This window comes from Candidatus Omnitrophota bacterium (assembly GCA_028699255.1).
Lineage (GTDB): Bacteria > Omnitrophota > Gorgyraeia > 2-01-FULL-45-10 > 2-01-FULL-45-10 > FEN-1322.
The window spans coordinates 1-4,263 of sequence record JAQVUX010000027.1 but is presented as its reverse complement, the minus strand read 5'-3'; the positions used below and the strand labels follow the sequence as shown (position 1 = coordinate 4,263).

The 4,263-nt window shown below is 49.7% G+C and carries 7 protein-coding genes; all 7 read right to left on the bottom strand.

Annotated features, from left to right (window positions below; genetic code table 11):
* Positions 1-225: 225 nt before the first annotated feature.
* Positions 226-1,752 (bottom strand): hypothetical protein, encoded by a 1,527-nt coding sequence (locus tag PHS46_08640; GenBank protein MDD3906567.1) that lies wholly within the window; start codon positions 1,750-1,752, stop codon positions 226-228.
* Positions 1,749-2,183, bottom strand: coding sequence for a hypothetical protein (locus PHS46_08635; protein ID MDD3906566.1), 435 nt, complete (start codon positions 2,181-2,183; stop codon positions 1,749-1,751). The genes PHS46_08640 and PHS46_08635 overlap by 4 nt, the downstream gene beginning before the upstream one ends.
* The gene (locus PHS46_08630) at positions 2,183-2,950 is read right to left on the bottom strand and encodes a hypothetical protein (GenBank protein ID MDD3906565.1); all 768 of its coding nucleotides are present in this window, start codon (positions 2,948-2,950) and stop codon (positions 2,183-2,185) included. Before PHS46_08630 ends, PHS46_08635 begins: the two co-directional genes overlap by 1 nt.
* 88 nt (positions 2,951-3,038) lie before the next feature.
* Positions 3,039-3,257, bottom strand: coding sequence for a hypothetical protein (locus tag PHS46_08625; protein MDD3906564.1), 219 nt, complete (start codon positions 3,255-3,257; stop codon positions 3,039-3,041).
* A 78-nt stretch (positions 3,258-3,335) separates the two neighbouring features.
* On the bottom strand, positions 3,336-3,536 hold the full coding sequence (locus PHS46_08620) for a hypothetical protein (protein MDD3906563.1): 201 nt from the start codon (positions 3,534-3,536) through the stop codon (positions 3,336-3,338).
* Positions 3,537-3,544: 8 nt separating this feature from the next.
* Positions 3,545-3,811 (bottom strand): hypothetical protein, encoded by a 267-nt coding sequence (locus tag PHS46_08615; protein ID MDD3906562.1) that lies wholly within the window; start codon positions 3,809-3,811, stop codon positions 3,545-3,547.
* A complete protein-coding gene (locus PHS46_08610; GenBank protein MDD3906561.1) occupies positions 3,811-4,221 on the bottom strand; it encodes a hypothetical protein in 411 nt (136 codons plus the stop codon). Before PHS46_08610 ends, PHS46_08615 begins: the two co-directional genes overlap by 1 nt.
* Between the last annotated feature and the right edge of the window lie 42 nt (positions 4,222-4,263).

Here is a 4,263-nt window from a genome sequence, read left to right as displayed (position 1 = left end):
CATTTACGCTAATCTTCGGCCTAAATAGCGCGTTGGCAATCGCAAAAGGTACGCCTATCCTGTCTTGGGGGGACGTTCTGCTTATACCGCCCGTTGCCGGGGTTATGGCGGTTATGCCTGCTACGCTTATGGTACTGCTCTTGGCCATGCTAATAGCGTTCTTCCGGTCGTATCAGAAAGAAGAACCGATAGCCCCGTATATCCTAGCGGCGTATTCGGTTTTCATTATCGGCCTAATCTTGTAAAGAACGTCATAGGCGCGGCGCGGTTCGATATGCTAGGCATTAGGCAGTACCTAGATACCCAGAAGCCGTTACTTCCCGTAACATTTCCTCCGCCGCCCGAAGTATCAGTAACCACAAATCCCACCTCTCCGGTACTTCCTTCGCTAGCGTAACTATCCGTACAACTTACCTCTATTGTATGTGCGCCATTGGCGATATTGTTAATAACGAACTGCGCGTAAGTCCCCTGCTGATAAAGCGGTTCGGTCTGATTAAGGATACCGTCTAAAAATACTATACACGAAATTTCCGCTTCTAGGCTTGTGCCGTAATACCCGAAGGCGATAGTTGAGGATAGGCCGGTAGTCCCATCCAATGGCGCGGTTATATTCATCTTCGGCGCACCCTGAACAATAAAATCTATATCCGGCGATTGTACGGTTTTTGTCCCGTTGGTACAGGTGGCGTAGAGGAGGTGTGCGCCGTCGGACATGTAGTTATAGGTAAAAAATGGGGTGTCGTTTTCTACTTCGTAATTTGAATCTATTATTTCCCCGTCTAAATAGACGTTAAGGATATACGATGGTAGGTCGCCGTAACATCTTATTTCCTCCATAACGTCGTTAATTGTATAAAACCCGTCTGCCTCCGGTTGGGTAACTGTTACGTTGAATTGCGGGGGGGTTTCGTATCTGACTATAACGATACCGTTACCGCCTATTGCGCCGGTCTTGCTTTCTCCGCCTGCACCTCCGCCCCCACCTGTACCATTTACCCCCGGGGTTGGTGCGCGGGCGACCCCCCCTGACTTACCTTGCCCGTCGCCTCCCCCGCATATTCCGCCCGCCTGATAATCGTCTATCGAATTATGGGTACTGCCCGCGCCCCCGCAGGCGTACCATACAGTAGTACCATTTATAGAATAATTTAACCCTGTGCCGCCTGCGCCCCCTTTTGTTACACCCTTTTGCCCTGCGCCCCCTGCGCCGCCGCCACCGCCTCCCGAATGGATAGTAGTATTAGCCGCACCGCCCGCGTTTCCTTGCCCTGCCGTACCGCTTCCCCCTGCGGCGGTTTCCTGCCCGCCTCCGCCTCCTGACCCGCCCGCGCCTCCTGCGGTATTATAATATTTGCCGCCTTTTCCACCACCTACCGCAATAAGCGTACCGAAAGACGAATTTTGCCCGTTCGTATCTACTGCGCCGCCGCTTCCGATTACTACGGTAATTGCCCCGGTAGCGTTGTAGGACGTGTTATATATTAGGCCTCCCGCACCGCCACCCCCACCGTTTCCCGTACTTGGGTTCGACCCTCCGCCTCCGCCTCCGGCTACAACCAATACAGTAGCGTTTATAGGTGTGCCGCTTACACTAAAAGTCCCGTTAGCTGTAAATGTATGAATCGTATAATTAACGCCACCGTCTATGATGGTCGTTACCGTACCCCCGGTAGCGTTGCCATTCCAACTAAAAGTAGGGATAGAAAGGGCTAGCAATACGAATAGAATTAACCCTATCCGCTTAATCATAACATCCCCGTTACGTCGGTTACGTAATGCAGAAGCCCGTACATTCCTAGAAGCATGAAGATAAGGCCGAAGAAGGTAGGCAATTCGATAAATGGGGTAGCCGGTACATCTTGGTAGATTGCGGTCGTGGTTACTATTTCTGTTTGATTAATAGTCGTATTCATCTGTGAATTTACCGTAAGGGAAGTCGTATTTTCATCTACTATTAACGACGTACCCGCGTCATGCGAAACGGACGGGTTAATGCCGCTTCTAGTTATCGTAGAATTGTCGCCTACTTTGTATTGCAGGCCATCGCCTAGAATCCATGCCGCCATAATGATAAGCAGGACGCTAGCGAACGCGCCTATTTCGGGTTTCTTAGTCCCTTCTGCTAGGACTACTAGGATACCTATAATTACCCCTAGTCCTGTTACGAACTCGATAATCATTAAAGATACCTCATTTTCTTTTTAGTTGCGAACGAATAGCCGTACTTCGCATTAGATAATTTCATGCGGTCGCGTAGGGAATTTCCGGTTAGCGCATAGTCGAACGCAGGCTTTCCGGCCGGTTGGTTAAGTAGGGATGGGTTGCCTAGCGTCATGCGGTCTAGAAGCGAGTTACCGGGCGCGGGCGGGGCTTGCGGGGTGGGTTGGGCGTATTGGCCTGCTTCCACCCTGCGCGCCGTTCCCCGGTCTATTACGGTAACGTAGTGCTTGCGCGGGCGGGCTTCCTGCCCCTTCCCTGTAAGAAGGTTAAGCATAACTGAATTGCCAGTATTTCCGAACATCTGGGGATTCCCGCCCACGTTCGGTTTAGGGGATAGCATCGCCTTTAACGGGTTCTGTTCGGTAGTTCGCGCCGCTAGTTTTTGTTCTTGGTAACTAAGTTGTTTAAGGCGTATCCGGTCTTGCCGTTCGCGTATCTGATTCTGAATTTTACTATGCTGTTCTTCGCGCTTCCGTTCTTCCCTTTCCTTTAAGGCCTGCTTAATCTGTACTACCGATTCCTTAACTTCCCCCGCCGATTTCTTTACTTCCCCGTAGTCCTTCTTTACTTCGGTTACGTAGGTCTGCCCCTCTTTGATAGCGTCCTGTACGTCGTCGTTTTCGTCTATGTATTTCCGTTTGGCAGAATCGTATTTATCCCTTGCCTTATCGAAAAAAGAAGGTTTCTTTTTCTTCTGCTCTCCGGGGGATTCGGTAGCGTCTTCCATGCTTCCTAATCGTGGTTAGGATTTATTAACGTTAGGGTTTTTTAAAAAGTAGAAGCCGGGGGTTTCCCCCCGGCTAGATTTACGGGGGTTAGCCGTAAAGTGCCGCAACCATCAGCAGGCCGAGAAGTCCGAGGAACAGCGGCATAAGCCCCACAACGGTAGCCGTTGTACCGGTAAGGTTCGCGCTGTCTATAATCTCGGTCGTAACCGGGATGGCCACCGCAACGAGTACGATAATCGCAACTACCAATCCTATGATAGTTGAAACCATGCCCGCGCCCTTGTTTGCAACATACGTTTTTTCCATCCTTTCATCATCTCCATATACCCTTACGGGTTGATGGATACAGAAAGTAGAGTTTATATATAAAGGCTAGGGTATTATTTATAATTCTATCTTCTGCCGGGTTCGTTTCTTTATCGCGCCGAATTGTTGCATTTCTTTAAGGACTTCGTTAGTATCCCCCCTAGAGATTCTAAATTTACTTGCGAGTTCTGCCCGCATAGCGTCCCGGTCTATTTTTTTTTGTTCTGCGGATTCTAGGAATGAACGTACTTTTTCGTAAAGGAAGGGTAGTTTTTTCATGGGTAGCCCTACTTATTATCCATTTTCGCTAGCGCTAGGTATAGGATAAAGGCGCAAACTAGGCCTAAGAATACCGGCAGGAATGGGATAAATGGGAAGGCGAGTATTGCCACCGGGACGAGAATAAGCAGTTTCCCGCTAAATCCTAACCCCTGCAACATTGTAAAGCCGAAGAAGAAGCCTAGAAGCAGGATACCCATAAAGATAGGGTCGCCTACTGTCTGCGCGAATCCATCCCCCGCCCAATTTTCCAATTCTATAAGCCCGTCTGCCATCAGACATTACCCCCCCGAATGAAGGAAAGAACCGCCATTATCGAAAGAAGGTTAAAGAAAACCACTAGCGGGACTTTTATCATGTCCGGCATAGCCGGGTCTAGGACGAATGAGAAGGGATAAACTACTAGGTTAAGAAACATTAGAAGGAAGGCTAGCGGGATAATATAGATTGCCGCGTACCCTGCAATAAGCGTAGCCGCCGCGCCTGCGATTAATGCTAGAACCGTACCTATCGCGTTCTGCGGGGCTAACGCGCCTTCCGCTAGATGCCCTAAGAAAGTCGCTATATCGAACGTGTCCCCGGATTGTGCGGCGTACAGGGCGTTTAGGGCTACCGAGTTGTAACCCATCATGTAGAAGACTACCGTTATAGAAAACATCAGCAGGATATACGCCCCTAGTCGCATAGCCGTATTACCCCCTTCATAGTTTTAAACCCCCTGCTTCAT